This window comes from Pradoshia sp. Z3_51 (assembly GCF_058215915.1).
In genome coordinates this window covers 622,329-640,116 of the sequence record NZ_JBZAJC010000002.1, presented here as the reverse complement: position 1 = coordinate 640,116, position 17,788 = coordinate 622,329, and the positions used below count along the sequence as shown (strand labels likewise).

16 protein-coding genes and 1 riboswitch are annotated in these 17,788 nt (G+C 36.8%); of the genes, 3 read left to right on the top strand and 13 right to left on the bottom strand.

The features are described from left to right. Positions 1-34: 34 nt before the first annotated feature. From pulA to AC4BHA_RS06675, 10 genes are all read right to left on the bottom strand, one after another. Complete coding sequence (gene pulA / locus AC4BHA_RS06720) at positions 35-2,596, bottom strand: type I pullulanase (RefSeq protein ID WP_490558375.1); 2,562 nt, start codon at positions 2,594-2,596, stop codon at positions 35-37. A 752-nt stretch (positions 2,597-3,348) separates the two neighbouring features. Beyond that, positions 3,349-4,377: a PTS sugar transporter subunit IIC gene (locus AC4BHA_RS06715; RefSeq protein ID WP_066099792.1), complete on the bottom strand. Its 1,029-nt coding sequence runs from the start codon at positions 4,375-4,377 to the stop codon at positions 3,349-3,351. Positions 4,378-4,902: 525 nt separating this feature from the next. Further along, the gene (locus AC4BHA_RS06710) at positions 4,903-5,328 is read right to left on the bottom strand and encodes a hypothetical protein (RefSeq protein WP_490558334.1); all 426 of its coding nucleotides are present in this window, start codon (positions 5,326-5,328) and stop codon (positions 4,903-4,905) included. A gap of 268 nt (positions 5,329-5,596) precedes the next feature. Beyond that, positions 5,597-6,124, bottom strand: a complete 528-nt coding sequence (locus AC4BHA_RS06705) for a hypothetical protein (protein WP_066099799.1) — start codon at positions 6,122-6,124, stop codon at positions 5,597-5,599. A 94-nt stretch (positions 6,125-6,218) separates the two neighbouring features. After that, positions 6,219-7,016: an ABC transporter ATP-binding protein gene (locus tag AC4BHA_RS06700; protein ID WP_490558333.1), complete on the bottom strand. Its 798-nt coding sequence runs from the start codon at positions 7,014-7,016 to the stop codon at positions 6,219-6,221. Position 7,017: 1 nt separating this feature from the next. Continuing rightward, the gene (locus AC4BHA_RS06695; protein ID WP_490558332.1) at positions 7,018-8,049 is read right to left on the bottom strand and encodes a FecCD family ABC transporter permease; all 1,032 of its coding nucleotides are present in this window, start codon (positions 8,047-8,049) and stop codon (positions 7,018-7,020) included. Between the two features lies 1 nt (position 8,050). Then, complete coding sequence (locus AC4BHA_RS06690) at positions 8,051-9,022, bottom strand: ABC transporter substrate-binding protein (RefSeq protein WP_490558331.1); 972 nt, start codon at positions 9,020-9,022, stop codon at positions 8,051-8,053. A 191-nt stretch (positions 9,023-9,213) separates the two neighbouring features. Next, positions 9,214-9,393: riboswitch (cobalamin riboswitch) on the bottom strand. A gap of 144 nt (positions 9,394-9,537) precedes the next feature. Further along, positions 9,538-11,034, bottom strand: coding sequence for an amidase (locus AC4BHA_RS06685; protein ID WP_066099812.1), 1,497 nt, complete (start codon positions 11,032-11,034; stop codon positions 9,538-9,540). 94 nt (positions 11,035-11,128) lie between these two features. Next, positions 11,129-12,196, bottom strand: coding sequence for an undecaprenyldiphospho-muramoylpentapeptide beta-N-acetylglucosaminyltransferase (murG, locus tag AC4BHA_RS06680; protein WP_490558330.1), 1,068 nt, complete (start codon positions 12,194-12,196; stop codon positions 11,129-11,131). Positions 12,197-12,326: 130 nt separating this feature from the next. Then, entirely contained in the window at positions 12,327-12,866 is a 540-nt protein-coding gene (locus tag AC4BHA_RS06675; RefSeq protein ID WP_148629615.1) for a histidine phosphatase family protein, read from the bottom strand. Positions 12,867-13,130: 264 nt separating this feature from the next. Between AC4BHA_RS06675 and AC4BHA_RS06670 the strand changes: the two genes are divergently transcribed. The 3 genes from AC4BHA_RS06670 to AC4BHA_RS06660 all read left to right on the top strand — a co-directional run bounded on the left by AC4BHA_RS06670 (position 13,131) and on the right by AC4BHA_RS06660 (position 14,798). Then, a complete protein-coding gene (locus AC4BHA_RS06670; protein ID WP_066099827.1) occupies positions 13,131-13,397 on the top strand; it encodes an acylphosphatase in 267 nt (88 codons plus the stop codon). Positions 13,398-13,542: 145 nt separating this feature from the next. Then, positions 13,543-14,319: a C40 family peptidase gene (locus AC4BHA_RS06665; protein WP_066099829.1), complete on the top strand. Its 777-nt coding sequence runs from the start codon at positions 13,543-13,545 to the stop codon at positions 14,317-14,319. Positions 14,320-14,489: 170 nt separating this feature from the next. Next, the gene (locus AC4BHA_RS06660) at positions 14,490-14,798 is read left to right on the top strand and encodes a hypothetical protein (RefSeq protein WP_066099832.1); all 309 of its coding nucleotides are present in this window, start codon (positions 14,490-14,492) and stop codon (positions 14,796-14,798) included. A gap of 28 nt (positions 14,799-14,826) precedes the next feature. Here the strand turns inward: AC4BHA_RS06660 and AC4BHA_RS06655 are convergent, their stop codons facing one another. The 3 genes from AC4BHA_RS06655 to AC4BHA_RS06645 form a co-directional block, all read right to left on the bottom strand. Next, on the bottom strand, positions 14,827-15,027 hold the full coding sequence (locus AC4BHA_RS06655; RefSeq protein ID WP_066102205.1) for a ChaB family protein: 201 nt from the start codon (positions 15,025-15,027) through the stop codon (positions 14,827-14,829). 108 nt (positions 15,028-15,135) lie between these two features. Next, on the bottom strand, positions 15,136-15,855 hold the full coding sequence (locus AC4BHA_RS06650) for a YebC/PmpR family DNA-binding transcriptional regulator (RefSeq protein WP_490558329.1): 720 nt from the start codon (positions 15,853-15,855) through the stop codon (positions 15,136-15,138). A gap of 669 nt (positions 15,856-16,524) precedes the next feature. After that, positions 16,525-17,649, bottom strand: a complete 1,125-nt coding sequence (locus AC4BHA_RS06645) for an acyltransferase (protein ID WP_490558328.1) — start codon at positions 17,647-17,649, stop codon at positions 16,525-16,527. Positions 17,650-17,788: the final 139 nt, after the last annotated feature.

Sequence of the window (17,788 nt, the reverse complement as noted above, 5' to 3'; positions counted from 1 at the left end):
GCTGTTTGGCCATGGATAAACGATAAACTATGCATCAGCGCTTCTTTTTATATCTTTTCCCCTTTTCTTGGAGCACAACCGTACTTAATGCTGGAATAATTACCTTATCACCTTTCAATTTATATATGGGTTTCGAGGAAGCCTCATTCGCATTAACGAGTACATTCCATACAGCGTTCCTTGGAAGTACAACTTCAACATCATTTGTGTTAGCATTATGTGCTACAAAATAGCTCTCATATTGCTTTCCTCTTGATGGTTCAGTAATCGTATAGACAATCGTATTTACCGGTGCATCCAAAAAGCGAATACTATCCTTTATTGCGCTGGCCTCCGTCATCCTGAATACTGGATGGTTTTTACGAAGATCTATCAACCCCGACATATATTTCACTTCATTCACAAATTCTGCATTCCGTTTCCAATCTAATTGATTAATTTCATCTGGGGATTTATAGCTATTATGGTCTCCATACTTAGTTCGCATAAATTCCTGTCCGGCGTGAATAAATGGGATCCCCTGTGAAGTTAAAATGATAGACGAGGCCAGTTTATGTCTTTGTTTTTTCTCTTCATAACTTGCATTTGGATTCGTCAATTCCAACTTGTCCCAAAGGGTGTGATTATCATGTGCTTCTACATAAGTGATGACCTGTTCCGGATCACGGTATGTCGCCTGGTTATTATCATAATCAAGACCGGCCATGATGCCTTTTTTGATTCGATCTTCCATATTCAATTTTCCATTTACGAATCCATTATCCTGCTCTTCAAATACGCTGCCCTTCAGTCCATCTCGAATGTCATCATTGAAATGAGCAATGCCAGGCATTTTTTCAGCATTTTTCTGATTTGCCTTTATGTCAGCCGCAAGCGGAGTATTTAAATCCCAACCTTCCCCATGGATAATAAATGATGGGTCAATACGCTTCAAAGCCTTCCTTACATCATTCATTGTCTCAACATCATGGATTCCCATTAAATCAAATCGAAATCCGTCCAGTTTATATTCCTTCGCCCAATAGCTTGAGGAGTCGACGATGAATTTACGCATCATTCTTCGCTCGGAGGCAGTATCATTGCCGACACCGGTACCATTGGCCAATGTACCATCCTCGTTGTAGCGGTAGTAATAGCCAGGAACCAACTTTTGAAAGTTTGACTCTGCAGCATCATACATATGGTTGTAGACAACATCCATTACTACACGTAGGTCCTCCTTATGGAGCGTTTGGATCATTTGCTTCAGTTCTTTTATTCTCACTTTAGGTTCATAGGGATTGGTAGAATAAGACCCTTCCGGTACATTGTAGTTTTGTGGGTCATACCCCCAGTTATACTGTGGCTCGTCAAGCTTTGTTTCATCTACTGTTTTATAATCATAGATTGGCAAAAATTGAACATGAGTTACTCCCAATGATTGTATATGATCAAGACCGGTTGGAAGCCCATTTGGTCCCTTTGTACCTTTCTCCGTAACGCCTAAATATTTCCCCTTTTGCTTAATTCCGCTTTCTGACTGGATGGACAAGTCGCGTACATGCAATTCATAAATAATTGAACTCTCTGGATTCGCTAACTTTGGTCTCTTATGTTTATCCCAGCCCTTCGGATTTGTTTTCGCTAATTCTATCACGGCTCCTTTTTGACCATTGACTGACGCTGCCTTTACATATGGATCAACAGCCTCTGTCCATTTCCCACCTATATTCACTTTATATGTGTAAAAGAGACCATCCTGATTTCCTTTTAATTTAGCCGTCCATGTCCCCTTTTTATCCGACTTCATCGTAATTTCCTTGCCCTTAGGATCATTCCAATTTTCATAAAGAACGAGCTTTGCCTCTTGAGCTGTTGGAGCCCATAAACGGAAGTTGGTCGAAAAACGTGAGTAGGTGTTCCCAAGATCATTGCCACCATAATAATACTGGCGATCAAACTCCTCTGTCCGCACCACTCCTCCTATCTCAACAGCCCGCTCTCCATAGCCCTCAATTCTCACGGCATAGCTTCCACGCACATCAAGCTTCTTGTTTGTTTTTATCGTAAACTTATTTGTTACTGAGTTATTCCCTTCCTCAGGAATAATTGCTTGAATGGGTGCATTTTCAAGCTCAATCACTGTTCTGTTTATATCAAGTGGATTATTTGTCGTGACAGTGATTTCTGTAAAGCTGTCCATCGCTGCCTTTTTGATGCTCGGCTCACTGTTTGGTTCTGAATAGTACACTTCATCATCTCCTGAAATAATCCACACCTCCGCCTTTCCATCCTTTATTCCTTCAATCCAACGGTCGCCTCCATCTTTTTCCCATGAATCAGTACGAATAATAAAGCCAACCCGCTCATGAAGTCCCTCCAGTGTAAATCTCGCAACCTTTCCAAATGCATCTTCTTCCTCAAACTGTTCGACATGACCTTCTCCATTTTCAGGCCATACCCATAGATTCCAATCCTTTGCATCATCATTTTCCTGATAATGGATGACAATCTCCGTGTTTCCATCTTCTGCTTTTGCACTTAGCTGAGGGAGCATTGTCAATAACAAGCAAAATGTGCCTAGCCACGCGATAATTCTCTTCTTTCTCACAGACATCTTCCACTCCTCCTTCATTCTTCTCTTAGTAGGCAAACGATTGCATAAATTCATATATGTAATCGTTTTCATAATTACACCCTTCCATTCTAGTAAACTAGCTTTCTGAAGAACAGTTTACGTTTTCCTATTTTTAGAAGAATATGATTCAGAAATATGGACTTTATACCTATACCTTCATATAAAATACACGAAAGAAGATTTTCAGGCAGTTGAATCATTTTCCCTTACCAAAAAGATCCGTAATTCTTGAATAAGTCCTCTTTGACAGAAGGAAAGTTGCCCATCAACATACAAATGTCATTAATTATATGTATCTGCTACTATATTGCAGAATTCTCTTACATAATGGAGATATTTTTCACCCCAACAATAATCTGATTATTGATTACGAAGACATATTATCCCCCAAAGAATAATCGTGAAATATTCTAGCCATATTCTTAAACTCATGGCCCACCTGAAACATTCTTTGTACTTAAGTAAACTGAAGTACTTTATATTTTAAATCAACAAGCAACTAAGCTATCATTCTGTACACGAAGAAAGATGGTCTCTGCATCATACAGAAACCATCTACCCACCACGTAAAATTTTTATATGTTCAATAAAATGAAAATAGAACTAACTTTCTCTATTCATCATTGTTTAGGTTCATTTTTAACACATTCTATCAAAATAGATTCTCTTCTTCGTATGATTTACCTAAACCCCTATCTGAGTCAATATTTCAAAAGAGACAAAGCAGACAACTATTGAACTTCAAGATGAAGATCACCTGCTTTAACCTTTCCAGCCATTTTTAGGAGGCGGTGAATCGCAAGAGCAATCATAACAGGAAGCACCATCCCTATTCCTACATAGTTGAGGAATATGCCCATCCCTTGATTAGCTAAGATGTTTATCGGTGCAATCAACGAGCTTAGCCCCATCCCGCCTAGTTCATACGGTACTTTAAAATCAAAGACCATCGTAGCTATTGGCGCAGCAATTGCGGCAGCCGTAAACGCAGGTATAATGTAGATTGGGTTTTTTATCAAATTTGGAAACTGTACCTTTGGTGTCACGATTGATTGTGCAAGAAAGCCACCTAAATCATTATCTTTATAGCTCATTGCTGTAAAGGCTACAAATTGTACCGTACAGCCAATCAAGGCTGCTGCACTTGATACTGGGTCCAACTGCAGAGCAATCGCAAGCGCAGCTGATGAAGCTGGGGTCATTAATAAAAGACTAAATATTAAGGATAAGACAATCGATCCAATTAAAGGTGAGCCTTCTACAGAAGCTGTAATTTGTGCACTTATCCTTGTTAGTAATGGTGTTGTCACCGCTGCTAATCCAACTCCGGAAATCCCACCAATAAAAATAGCTGTAATCGGAATTGCCATAATGTCCAATTTTGTTTTACCAACCATCCTCTTGCCTATATATGTAGCGATGAGTGCAGCCAATACAGCTGATATAGGTTGTCCAGTGACAATCGTAAAAGCACCTTCTGCTGTTTTTTGAATAGCGGCTCCACCAACAGAGGCACATGCCATTGCACTAAATTGTACTAATGAGTTACCTCCAAGCTGATAGGCAATCCCTGCACCAAGAGCAGGCGCAAGCAAGACCTTTGCCGCTCCTCCAATAGTAAGGAATATTTGCCAATCAAAGTAACCCCCAATTGATTCGAATAATAGACCGATTCCTAATGTTACTAAAACGGCATTTGCGATTCCCGTAGATGCCTTATACATTCGATCAATAATATATTCTTTTCTCTTCATCCCCATCGCCCCTTAGTAGTTAATTAAATATTCTGAAAAATAAAGGTGTTATGTTTTCTTTTTTCTGCATCCTTCCTTTATTGGAGATATTAGTATTTAGATATATTAACACAAATAAAATATAAATAGCAAAATATTTTGAAAATTTAATATAAATAAGTAAATTTGTACTTCGAAATAATTCCATAACGCTTTTATCAACTAATTTTCCCGGTTTATATTAAACTTTTAACCCACAGTTATAGTTGGTTTCTGGCATATTTTCCTTTTTCACTCTCCACTTTCCACAGCCTATAATTCTATTTTTAAATATAATCTAGTTTACACATTTTTATTTATGAATACTTACTAATAATTTCAGTCATAAAGTATCATACAAACAGACAAATATACAAAACTTGTTCTACCTTTTAAGCAGTGCGAAGTATCTATGAATGATTTAGAGGATTTCTATCTAAAATAGGTGCTACATCTAATCTTTTTGGTCCAAAAAAAGGATTTCCGCACTTTTACGGAAATCCTCGCTCTTCTTTATAATGATAATGTTAACTTGATTGTCCCATCATTCATCTCATACGATTTAATTTTTCCAACAGGTATCTTTTTGACGATACCCCAGGAATTAAAATCCATTTTAATCGTCTGATTTGTGTAATTTGAAAATGGCGGACTGTTAAAAATTTTAATTTCATCTATCTTTATATCAATCGGCTTCATACTCTCAATTTCAAAAATAATCACTCTTTTTTCCATATGAATTGGTTTCAGGCTTATCATATATGAAACATTTTTATCTGTTTTACCTCGAATGTTCAAATGGCCTGTTGTTATTTCTACTTTTATATCTTTTTGGCCAGACTGTCTTTTTATTAGTTGTTCTAACATTACTGGCTTAATAGGAACGGTCACTCCATTTTTACTTATTTCGTTAAATTTCTGTTTAAATTTATCCAGCACGGTGGCACTCCTAAAGTATTTAGTTTCCGGTTTAATTAAACTCAAATTTTACTTCTGCTTGTTTCTTTTTAATATAACTTAATCGTAACATGGCTAGAATTACATTCCCTACTAATGTGTCCTCTTTTCATCCATAAAAAAGCACGATTCTTTCTTTGGTTATGAAAGAATCGTGCTTTTCTTTTTATCAAATCATACATTCTCTCTTCATTAAAAATGGATAACAAGATCTATCTAACTCTATTATTTTAGATGTAGGCTTAAACATTCATTTCTTTTTCACAGCATATGATTTACTGACAAAAGGAATTTCCTGTATGCCGTTCACCTGATTTACATAAACAGCCATCACAAAACAAACATTTGCGAGCAATCCTAGGAAATCAAATAAGATGTCTAGCACTTCTCGCTCTTCACTAACTTTATGCAGGGCACGATAGGATTTCTTGGCCTCACTGCGTACGACATGAAGTGCGCATGCAGCGTTGCTTCCTTGCGGTAATACGAATTGTTTTACCTTTTCCCCTGTTTTCTCAACATAAAAATCATATCTATCACTCAACCACTGTAAATCTGCTTCAGTTATCGCCAATTTTCCGCGCACAGAACCGTTCACATGATAGCATAGCGCTTGAACCTTACGAAGGTCATCAATGACTGCTTGCTCTTTCTCAGTCAATAACGGGAAAACAGCTCCAAGCCTTGTGGTTAAACTATCAGTGCGAATCTCATAATCAACTAAACAGCTTTTTTCTCTCATGAATGGATAACTGGAGTAACGCCAGTCTTTTTTCAAGGTTCATTCCCCCTTATTTAAAACTTAGGTTTTAGTATGAAATAATGGTAACTCCGCGACGCCTTCACATAGAAGGCCATCGCACATGAATTCTTCATGCCTCCCCTTTTATATCTATGGCATAAGGAATCATCTGCCTTTTTCCAAAATAGGAATCATTGTATGTATACGTATGAGTTTTAAAAATACGCATCAAGTTAAGATCCGTAATGACTTGTTCGGGTTCCCCTGCTGCAACGAGTTCTCCATTTCCCATAAGTATGAGTCGATCACAATAGCGAGTGGCTAAATTAATATCATGGATGGCCGCGAAGACAGCCTTTCCCTCTTTTACAAGCTCCCGGATGACCTCGGCAATTTGGACCTGATGATAAATATCCAGATCTGAAGTTGGCTCATCCAACAAAATAACCTCAGAATTCTGAGTGATGGCTTTAGCTAAGAAAACAAGCTGACGTTCTCCTCCTGATAGGGATGTGATATAACGGTCTCTCAAATGATGAATTCCTGTTTGTTTCATCGCTTTCTCTGCCAGTTGAGTATCATCTTTTTGTGAGAATTGCCATTTCTTCCGATGCGGATGCCTTCCCATAAGTACTACCTGACTCACTGTAAATTCATAGTCAAGGACCGTGCTTTGTGGCATATAGGTGATGGCTTTGGCCACTTCAAGAGTAGTCATCTCAGAGAGAGTTTGATTCTTGAATTCTATTGAACCTGCAGTTGGCTTTAACAATCCAGCCATTAAACGAAGCAAAGTAGATTTTCCGGTACCATTCGGACCAATCAAGCAAGTGAACTGGTTAGTTTCCAAAGAGATATCCATTGCTTTTAAAATCACCTGCTTCCCACGACTAAAGCTGAGTTTCTCCACATTCAAAACAGCTGCCATCTCATAGTTCCCCCTTCTTTTTATTCTTTAAAATTAAATAAAGGAAAAACGGAGCGCCGAAAAAAGCAGTGATAATACCGATTTGAATCTCAGCAGGCCTGATGGCCAAACGGGAGATTAAATCAGCTATAATTAAGAAGCTCGCTCCCCCAAGGGCACTGGCCAACAGCAAATTCCAATGGGAGGGCCCAATGATCATACGGATCATATGAGGGACAATCAAACCAACAAATCCGATGGCTCCTGTTAATGAAACACTCATTCCAGTCACTAATGAAGCAGTAATTAACAACAGATTACGGGTTCGCTGAACAGAAATCCCCATATTTTGTGCCTGTTCTTCACCCAGCAGAAAGATATCCAAGTCGTTTGCATAGTACAAAAAGAGACAAATCGAAAATAAAACAGGGACAATCAATAGTTGCACATGACTCCAATCACGCCCGTTTAAGTTTCCCATCATCCATTGGACAATCTGCTGCATTACTCCTGCATTCGAAAAAGAGATCAGCAGGGAAGTACTGGCTGACAAAAATGAACTAATCGCAATACCCGTCAGTAGCAACGTCAACACTGAAGTTTTTCCATTGTTCGTCGCAATCAAATAGATTGTAAACAGTGTCAAGGCAGCCAGGATAAACCCCATTAACGGGACGAAAAGAGAATGGACAGCTGACAAACCAAAATAGATGGCCAGCACTCCTCCGAACGCTCCGCCTGAAGATACACCAATAATTCCCGGATCAGCCATCGGGTTGCGAAAAACACTTTGCATCACAACTCCCGATATAGCCAGACCTGCCCCAACTAATCCAGCTACAACAACCCGCCCCAGGCGAATCTGAACGAGGATTGTTTCATACATCGGGTTATAGTCAAACTCTATAAACGGAAGCAATGAGAGTAATACTTTCACAGTTTCCGTAAATGGAACGATGACCCCGCCATACATCGTTGCTAAAAGCAACGATGCGAGCAAGGAACAAATCAGGATTATGAAAATAAGTACCTGTTTAGACTGTTTAAAAGCCATATTATTCTCCATAAACAACTTTATAAATATCTTCTGCTCCCTCAATCACAAAATGGGATGCCGTTGTTAAATTTGCACTGTCTATTACATGCACTTCATTATTCTTAAAGGCCTTCACATTTTTAAGAGCCGGATCCTTTTTCCATTCCTCGACGAATGTTGCTTTTGAGCCATCATACTGCCAATCACTTGTAATAATCACATCTGGATTTAACTCAACTAATTTTTCCTTTGAAAGATTCGGATAATCAGGATACTCTTCACCGGTAATGCCCGCTTCTGTAATGGCATTTATCCCGCCTGCTAAGGTGATGATTTCTCCTATTGTAGTATTCTCAGTAACTGAAGAATTTTGCTGTGTCCAGTAAACCACTCGTTTTTTATCTGTTTGTGCTTTTGCTTTCGTTTGTAAATCTGACATCCTCTTTTTGACATCAGCTATGATTTCTTCTGCTTTATCTTCTTCGCCAACAATGGTACCAACCTCCATTAGACCCTCCAATACACCTGATATAGAGGAATCATCTTTAAGTTGGTAGGTGGTGATGTCTGCAGCATCAATTTGTTTAAGAACCTCAGGATCTACATAGGAAGGAATCAGCACTAAATCAGGCTGAAGTGACAGCACCAATTCAGATGTAACTGATTCAATTTTTGTATCAATTCCATCTGTTAGATCTGCTACATTCGAAATCCCTGAGTCTGTCGACATTTTCGTAACCGCTGCAATCCGTTCCTCTTCTGCCAATGGCAATAAATATTCATCAATGGCCAACGTTGTTGAAACAATCCTTGAAGGTTTTTCTTTTATTGTTACCTTTTCTCCACGACCATCTGTCAGTGTTTTCGGATACTCGCTAGTTTCCTGGTTTGTTTCATTTTTCTGGTTGTTTACTGTCTCATCATTTCCGCATGCAAACAATGCAAAAACGGATAAGAACACCAAAAGTGATAAGCTTGCAATCTTTTTCATCTCACTATTCTCCCTTTTCCAAAATTTATTATATTTAGCGAATTCACGCTGAAATATTAAACATAAAAAAGCCTGTCTTCCCGGTTAAGGAAAACAGGCTTGATTCATGCACAGACAAAAAAACGCTGTCAAAATCAGCGCAAAGACACAATCATCTCTACGTTCGCCATCCCTTTTCCCACCGAAAAGTAAGCAATACACATTCATAAGCAGGTTTCCTGACTCTGAGCTTCACTTTACTCTCACACCTTCCCTCATTTAAAGGTGGTCACGTGATTTCATCAGCTCTTACAGTAGCGGGGGCTGTTCCAGATTTACACTGGATTCCCTTTTACCTCACAATAGTGAGCACTTATGATTGTTTTAAATTTTCGTATTATTAATATATCATGTTGAAAATGTAAACGGAAGATATTTTCGATATATAGGAATTCTCATAAATATAAACAAGTGAAATGACTGTTTTAATTGACCAACTGAATTACACGCATCTTCTAGTCGATCTATCACTTTTATCACCATCCAATATATGGATTCCCTTTCTGTCCAACCCATATATCGGATTGCTCTAACAACGCTCCTATTTTAAGAAGCCAATCTTCCCTTCCCTTTGGAGCCATCAATTGCACTCCAAGGGGTAAGCCAGAATCTGTCATATGAACAGGCAAGCTAATCGCAGGCTGTCCGATGATGTTCGCCAACTGTGTAAAAGGCGTATACGTTAAACTTGGTTTAAACATTTCATAGACCATTGCTAACTGTTCAGAGGGTTTTAGTTCATTTACTTTCAATAACTGCAAGCTCTGTTCATCCGTATGCGTCAATTCGCCCACCTTTGGAGCTGAGAAAGCTGTTGCCGGCGTCAAATACAAATCATAATCCTCATTGAACCTGGCCATTTGTGCAGCTGCCGTATCCCATTCAGCTAAACTGCGTGTAAATTGAACAGCTGATACATTCTGCCCGGCAGTTCTGAGTACCCATGTGACTATCTCTATATCATTAACGGTAATCGGCCGTCCAATGGCTTCCTCAATGGACAGTATATCTGCTGCCATTTCTCCGCTATTCATAATATAGTAATTTTCCATAAGGCGGATTCCATCTACCCCATTATCACATTCTTCAACGGTGAACCCTGCCTGTTCCAGCCATTTGACTGTCTTATGTACCGCTTCTACAGCTTCTTCACTAACGGGTGTTCCCACCGGAGACTTTGTGGAAAAAGCAATTTTAAACCTTTCCTTCAATGGATTCGAAAGCTCCTTCAAATAGCTCCCATTATATAAAGGTACCTGAAAGGCAGTATCCGGCTGAATGATTTGCAAGGCATCCAGCATAGCTGCACTATCACGAACCGTTTTGGTTAAGGCAAAATCTACCGCAGCTCCATGCCATTGGCGGCCCACACCTGGACCAACGGGTGTCCTTCCCCTTGTTGGCTTCAAGCCTACTAATCCAGTGAATGATGCCGGTATACGAATAGAGCCGCCGCCATCACTGGCACCGCTAATTGGGACCATACCTGAAGTTATACTGGCTGATGCTCCGCCGCTTGATCCACCCGATGAATGCTGCAGGTTCCATGGATTACGTGTCGCTCCATATACAGCTGGCTCAGTAATATTTTTCAGACCAAACTCCGGAGAACTCGTCTGTCCAATAATGACAAATCCTGCCTCACGAATTTTTTTCACAAAATTAGAATCCCGTTTAGCAATCCGATTTACATGTAATTTTGAACCCGCTGTAATCGGTTCGCCTTTAATAGATTGTGATAAGTCTTTTAATAAGATAGGTACTCCTGCAAAAGGTCCGTATATAGATTCAGACTTTCCAGTTTCCATCATTGCCTTTTCGAATCTAGTTCGAACAACTGCATTTGTTTTAGGATTTAGTTCATTTATTTGTTCAAATGCGTCCTCTATTAATTCTATTGCGGATACTTGTTTTTCCTTTACAAGCTTCGCTAACCCAAGTCCATCATATTGGGTATAACATTTAAGATTCATTGCTCCGACACTCCTACTTTTTGGCTACAAATCCTGTTTAGTGTTCTGTTTTAATGCTTTTTTCGTATATAGAATAATACTTATCATTTCAACATTAAATTTTATAGGTATCAATCAATTCATACAAGCGTTCCAGTCCATCTTCTTCCTCAAAATTGTTCATTTTATCGATAATCATCTGTTTGTTTTTAAATATAGTTTCTACCTTATCAGCTAACGTGTTTAACGAAAGCTCATCCTCTTCAATAACATAGGCAAAACCCTGCTTTTTAAATGATTCAGCATTCATGATTTGATCGCCTCTGCTGGCTTTCCTTGATAACGGGATTAAGACCATTGGAATTTTTAAACTTAAAAATTCAAAAATAGAATTTGAACCGGCCCTTGAAACAGCCACAGCTGTCATAGCCAATATATCTGCCAAGCCTTGGTTAATATATTCAAACTGAGCATATCCATCACGATGTAGGGTGGAATCTACCTTTCCTTTTCCGCATAAATGAATGACATTAAAGGTTTTGAGCAATCGATCCAAGTCCTTACGCACAGCCTTATTCACTGCTTCAGAACCCTGACTGCCTCCCATGATCAATAATCCAGGTTTCCTTGTATTAAATTGGCATATTTTCATTCCAATCGATGGGTCACCCTGACGCAGTTCATCTCTTACGATGGGCCCTAAGAAAAAAGACTTTTCTGCAGGAATATGATTTTTAGCCTCCGGAAAGGTATAACAAATTTTTTGAACAAAAGGCAATGATAGCTTATTGGCCAACCCTGGTGTAATGTCTGACTCATGCGAAATGATCGGTACTTTTCTACTCGCCGCAGCAAGAATGACAGGAACGGAAACAAAGCCACCTTTTGATAAGATTATGGACGGCTGTAATCGCTTAATAATCTTTCTTGATTGCATAAAGCCTTTCAAAATATTAAAAGGGTCTTTTACATTTTTTATATCCATATATCTGCGAAGTTTACCTGTGGATATTGGAAAATAAGTGACACGATCAAACTCCTTTATCAAAGAGACTTCAATTCCCTCTTTAGATCCTATATAGTAAATCTCCCAATCCCTTTCAATCAAATAGGGAATGAGCGCCAAATTGACAGCAACATGCCCAGTTGATCCCCCACCTGTTAAAATGATTCTTTTTTTCATTTTATAAACCTCCGACAAATTTAAACGAGTCATGGAAAGTAACCATTAATATGTATGCTAAGACATGAAATCTAAATTTTATTCTCTCCTATTCACCTTGCTAATCAAAAACGGAGATGTCATCAGTGACTTACTTCCACACCCTTGTGATATTGCTTTGATCCTCATCTATCTTTAAACAATACACATCGGGATTAGTCAGACCCAACCAAGTTTCGTAACCAAAGGATTCATCCAGATGATTTAGGATTAAAGTCAGTAAGTTACCATGTGTTACGATTAATATATTGAGATTCTCGCTATCCAATGCCTCCTTTATTACAGTAAAACCTCTTTTAGCAGCCTCATTGCTGGATTCTCCTCCGGCTAATTTAACATCGCGTTCCAAAAACGATTGGTATAATCTATTTTTCCAATCAGGTAAATCATGTCCAGATAAGATCCGTTCCTTTAAACGATCATCATATTCGAGCTGTATATTCTTTTCTTCAGCAATTGCTTCAGAAGACTCAATTGCCCTTTTATATGGACTGCAGACTATACGCTCTATTGAAATAGAGTTAAAAAAATCAGCTAGTTCCCTCGCCTGTATTTTCCCTTTTTCTGTTAAATTACATTCAGAACCCTGTCCGGTAGCCTCACAATGTCGAACTAAATATATGTATTTCAACACGACACTCTCCTACTCCCTATAAATTTTATTTACTATATTCTACCATATAAGGAATTCCATTAGAGCTTTGGTTAGTACGTCATCCTATTGTTGATAGTTAAATAAAAAATAAGTACCATTAAAATATAGAAATATGAATTCTTAAAACAAGTAGTGCTGAAGCACCTAGTCTTGTACACTCATGTAAATTCTAAATATTTGAGATGCTTGGGATTAAAGATATTGGGATTCTATCTATATATCAGAATAGGAGGATAAATAATGAAGCAATATCACATAATTGTCTCTGGGATTGTTCAAGGTGTAGGATTTCGCTATTTTACTCTGCTTACAGCAAAAGATTATGATATACACGGGTGGGTGCGTAATTTAGTAAATGGTGATGTAGAAATTGTTGCACAAGGAACAGAAGAAGCATTGGATCATTTTCTTGGCAAAATTAGAATAGGCCCAAAATATAGTCGAATAAACCATGTAGAGGTTAACACACAGGTTGCTACTGAATATAAAAATTTTACAATTAAGTAAACTTATCCAAAACACAGAAAACTCACTTTTATTACAATAAACTTTCTGTTTTGTTACATTTAGGAAACATACCTAGTAATTTTTTGTCGAATCTACTACACTAGGCTAGTACTTTAAAATTTTACTAAGTTTAGTGGGGGTCAACATGAAGAATAAAGTTTTATCTATTACTGCTACCGCTGTCCTGGCGTCTTCTATTTTTGCTGGTGCTGCTTCTGCTGCTACCGTCACAGTTTCTAAAGGTGATTCTTTATGGAAATTAGCAGTTAAATATAATACTACTGTGTCTGCAATCAAAAAGGAAAACAACCTAACGTCTGATACTATTTACATAGGTCAAACACTTAATATTGGTGAAAATACGACTGCAAGCACTTCTACAAAGAAATATACAGTAAAATCCGGTGATTCTTTATGGAAAATTGCAAATACCTATAATACAACTGTTGCAAACTTAAAATCTTGGAATAATTTAAAAAGCGACACCATTTATGTTGGACAAGTATTGGTTGTAAGCAAATCAACTACTTCAACTGGTACCACTTCAGGCAGTACGGTTACAAAATCAGAAGCTGAGCGCATGGTTGCTACGGCAAAAAGTTTAATTGGCACTCCTTATAAATGGGGTGGAACAACACCATCAGGATTCGATTGCAGCGGGTTCATTTACTATATCGTTAAACAAGAACGCCCAAGCTTTACACGTACTAACACAGCAACTTACTTCTCTACTATGAAGAAAGTAAACACACCTTCTGTAGGTGACTTTGTATTCTTTGAAACATATACTTCCGGTGCTTCTCATATGGGAATCTATGTTGGAAACAATAAATTCATCCACGCTGGCTCCAGCGGTGTTGTACAGGCTGATATGACATCATCCTATTGGAAACCAAAATACTTAGGCGCAAGAAGCCTATAATATATTTAATCGGTGAGCACATCTGGCTTGCCGATTTTTTATTTTTTCTCAAGAATTATGGTCTCATTATTTGAGGATTTATCTAAATTTATACAATTAGGAATTAGCCGTATAGCTGAATATCATTCGGACATCATATTCTTAAATCGGTTATGTAAGGAGATTGTCAGATGGCTAAAGTATTTGGAAATGACCCATTACATATACTATTTGCATCCATTCAAGGAGAAACTGAACGAGATTACTGGGAGCAACTAAATGATGGCTTATCCTATCATAAAGGAATATCATGCTTGGAAGATGGCAGCTATCTGATTATTGAACAAAGGCAATGGATTGAACAAGAAAGCATTGGCTACCCCATTTCAAAGGAAGATGCCCTAAAAGAAATTCTCTTATCAGATAATCTTCATTTATTAAATCACCCTAAATTTTATGATTTAAAAATTCTTTATGAAAAAACAAGGAATACTCCATAATCGAAAGGAGTATTCCTCTTAAATTAGCCTATTCTTTTTCTACCCATTCGCCATCATCGTTTTTCTTGTATTTATTTTTCACCGCACTCCAGGCTACTTTAAAAGCTGTTTCTTCTTCATCATATTCTTCTCTTGCCGAATTAAAGGCTTCTTTAAATATTTCCTGAGCATGATGCGGTAACGAGTCCTTTACGGAATCTGGGAGTTCACTAACAGATTTGTAGGGCATATGATAAACCTCCAGTAATAAATGTTTTAACATTTTATTACCTTGTATCCCCCTTCTTTAAACAAAAAGTCTCTCCAAAGGAATACCCCGGAGAGACATTAAATAAAATTATTCACCAAGATCAACATTATGATAAACTTGCTGAACATCCTCTAAATCTTCAATTGCATCAATCATTTTTTCAAATTGCGCCTGTGCATCTGGATCCAATGTTACATCATTTTGAGCAAGCATGGTAAGCTCTGCCACAGTGAATTCTGTAATTCCCACATTTTTCAATGCTTCTTGAACAGCATGGAATTGATGCGGTTCTGCATAGATGATAACCGCCTCATCTTCTTCCAGGATATCACGAACATCTATATCTGCTTCCATTAGCAATTCAAGCACTTCAACAGATGTTTTCCCTTCAATACCAAAAACTGCTGTAGCATCAAACATATAGGCAACAGATCCGCTGACACCCATATTCCCGCCATTCTTACCAAACGCTGCACGGACTTCTGAAGCTGTACGATTAACATTATTCGTTAATGCATCCACAATCACCATGGAACCATTTGGCCCAAAACCTTCATAACGAAGCTCATCATAGTTTTCTTCTGCTCCGCCTTTAGCTTTCTCAATCGCACGATCAATAATTGCTTTTGGTACACTGTATGTTTTTGCACGTTCAAGTACCATTTTTAATGCTTGGTTAGATTCGGGGCTTGGTTCACCCTGTTTTGCAGCTACGTATATTTCACGTCCAAATTTGGCATAAATACGACTGGTATTAGCATCCTTAGAAGCCTTTTTCTCTTTAATGTTATTCCATTTACGTCCCATTATGAACACTCTCTTTCCACTATATATCTACTTAAAAATAGTAATACGAATAAGCTCTTACTTCAATACTTTTTGTTACAATCCCTTGGTTTCTCCAAGATTCTATGTATAAATGAAGCAACTTTACTATTATACCTCATATATTATACATTTAATGGTTAAGATAATGAAGGAATAGAGATTTTAAATTTAATATCAGGGAGCGATTCACTCAGTAAAGAAACCCTTTAATTAATCTTATTAATGCTACTCAATTTCTAACACAAAGGTATAAGATATCGTTCCATCATTCCATTCAGCTAATACTTCATCCACGACAATTACTGAGCTGCTATCGAACCAATCAATGGCTCATCTAACTCAGCAGTAATTTCAATTTAATATTCTGATTTTTTGACATGGGCTCAAGAAAATCAGCAATAATCTTATCATCTCCGCTGTATATCAAGTTAAATCCCCATACAATAATTTGAGGTATCCATATTTTAAATAACATCTTACTTAATAATAAAATAAGCGTTACATCTGTTACACTCAGTATTTACAAGAGATTCAAGTGTTTCACTGTTTCATTTTTTATACATCCTTGTTTTTAAGTTTAAAATACATGTTATATTAAAGAATTAAAGTCTGGTGCATTCAAAAAATAAGAGGAGCTAAATAAGCTCCTCAAAAATTTATTACTCCAGATATTTTACTACCAATTTTTGCAATAACGTTATAGATAACATTAATAAAATAAGATAAAATAAGAGAGCAACAAAATACAACTGGTACTATAATGAAATAATATGGAGTTTTGTCACCTACATTTTCGATATTAGCATTAAGAATCGCATAAAAATGTTTGTCAAAAATCCATGAGACTATATAAATTCCAAAAGACAAATCAGCTATTACTTTAAAAATTTTTCTTACAACTAAATTAACTGATTTAGTATTTATTCTGATAAAAAATATAAACACCAAAACAGAGTTAATAACGTTCCCTACGCTTCCCCATGAACTCCATATACCCCATATAAAATTGGAATCATATGATCTCCAATATGAAAACAGACCAAATACTATCATACAAATAATTATTGCAAAGAAATTCTTTCTGAGTGATAACTTTATTGAGTCTTTATATTCTCTAATATAAGCACCAATAAAGTAATAAACTAATGGGTAAAGGCCAGACCACCAAAACGGTAATATTTTTTGATAATCATTAGAAATACTAGGCTTATCAATCCAATTCATTGTAAAAAAATCATATATATTTGTCATTGTTGGTATAGTAACCAATATCAATAATGTAATAATTAAGTATAATTTATGTTTTTTTTCTGAAAGATTATTATATATCAAATTTAAGAAAGGTATTAGCATAAAAAGTCCTATATACATTTCTACATACCAAGAATATTGCTTAAAAGACAAAATGTTAAAAATACCTTGATTTATACTAATTTCACTTTTCAAAAAAATACCTTGATATATTAATATACATATTGTAGCTAGTACATAAATAGAAAGTGTTTTTATAATACCAAAATAATAACTTTTAGATAATTTCTTATAACACATTAGATAGCCTGTTAAAATTATAAATAATGGTACACATATCATAAAAGAGCTTCTCATTATTGTAGCAATTAACATATCTCTTCCCTGAATATTTTCTGAATAAAAACCATTATTCAAGAAAAAATGAACTGAGAGTACAGCAAAAACAGCAATAGTTCTAATAATGTCAACATTTAGATTTCTATTGTATAATTTTTGTTTTTCATTATCTAATTTAATCAAAAACTTCCACATCTCCTGTATTAAACTATATTAAAATAATATATATTTTAGTATAAGAATCAACACCTGTAAAGGCGCATATTCCTATATATTAATAAGCGCTTTAGGATTATTACATCAATTTATATTGTTTAATTTA

Bases quoted from the DNA above. Each gene is read 5' to 3' on its own strand.
- AC4BHA_RS06690 (WP_490558331.1), bottom strand. From the start codon at position 9,022: ATGAAAAAGATTGCAAGCTTATCACTTTTGGTGTTCTTATCCGTTTTT.
- AC4BHA_RS06660 (WP_066099832.1), top strand. From the start codon at position 14,490: ATGGCTAAAGTATTTGGAAATGACCCATTACATATACTATTTGCATCC.
- AC4BHA_RS06665 (WP_066099829.1), top strand. From the start codon at position 13,543: ATGAAGAATAAAGTTTTATCTATTACTGCTACCGCTGTCCTGGCGTCT.
- pulA (WP_490558375.1), bottom strand. From the start codon at position 2,596: ATGTCTGTGAGAAAGAAGAGAATTATCGCGTGGCTAGGCACATTTTGC.
- AC4BHA_RS06650 (WP_490558329.1), bottom strand. From the start codon at position 15,855: ATGGGACGTAAATGGAATAACATTAAAGAGAAAAAGGCTTCTAAGGAT.
- AC4BHA_RS06695 (WP_490558332.1), bottom strand. From the start codon at position 8,049: ATGGCTTTTAAACAGTCTAAACAGGTACTTATTTTCATAATCCTGATT.
- AC4BHA_RS06685 (WP_066099812.1), bottom strand. From the start codon at position 11,034: ATGAATCTTAAATGTTATACCCAATATGATGGACTTGGGTTAGCGAAG.
- AC4BHA_RS06715 (WP_066099792.1), bottom strand. From the start codon at position 4,377: ATGGGGATGAAGAGAAAAGAATATATTATTGATCGAATGTATAAGGCA.
- AC4BHA_RS06670 (WP_066099827.1), top strand. From the start codon at position 13,131: ATGAAGCAATATCACATAATTGTCTCTGGGATTGTTCAAGGTGTAGGA.
- murG (WP_490558330.1), bottom strand. From the start codon at position 12,196: ATGAAAAAAAGAATCATTTTAACAGGTGGGGGATCAACTGGGCATGTT.
- AC4BHA_RS06700 (WP_490558333.1), bottom strand. From the start codon at position 7,016: ATGGCAGCTGTTTTGAATGTGGAGAAACTCAGCTTTAGTCGTGGGAAG.
- AC4BHA_RS06655 (WP_066102205.1), bottom strand. From the start codon at position 15,027: ATGCCCTACAAATCTGTTAGTGAACTCCCAGATTCCGTAAAGGACTCG.